Below are 457 nucleotides of genomic sequence, written 5' to 3'. Positions count from 1 at the left end.
GGATGACGTCGCGCGCCAGCCCGTCGTCGCGCCGCACGAAGGCGTCGAGCGCGTCCTTGAGCATCGCCTGCACCTCGCGCGCCATGCGCCGCAGGCTCGCGTCGGCGCCCACCGGCTCGCGCGTCTCGGCCAGCACGGTGACGCGCTTGGCGATGTTCTTGGCGTAGTCGCCGATGCGCTCGAGCGAGGCCGAGAGCTTGAGCACCGACAAGAGCACGCGCAGGTCGCCGCCCACCGGCTGGTTGAGGGCGATGGCGCGGGCGACGAGCTGGTTGACCTGCTCCTCGAGGGCGTCGATGGCGGCGTCGCCGCGCCGCACCGCCAGCGCCGCCTCGGCGTCGCGGGCGTGCAGCGAGTCGGCGCCCCTCAGGATGGCGTCCTCGACCAGGCCGCCCATCTTGAGGATGTGGGCCTGGATCGCCTCCAGGTCGCGGTCGTACGAGGATCGGATGTGCTG

1 protein-coding gene is annotated in these 457 nt (G+C 72.9%); it reads right to left on the bottom strand.

Annotated elements, in window-relative coordinates:
- The coding region (gene phoU, locus D7Y13_RS42670; protein ID WP_120631109.1) for a phosphate signaling complex protein PhoU at positions 1-457 on the bottom strand (457 nt) is incomplete at both ends.

The organism is Corallococcus praedator (assembly GCF_003612125.1).
Classification (GTDB): Bacteria; Myxococcota; Myxococcia; order Myxococcales; family Myxococcaceae; genus Corallococcus; species Corallococcus praedator.
Note: the sequence above shows the minus strand (reverse complement) of the source record. Positions and strands in the feature narration are given on the sequence as shown.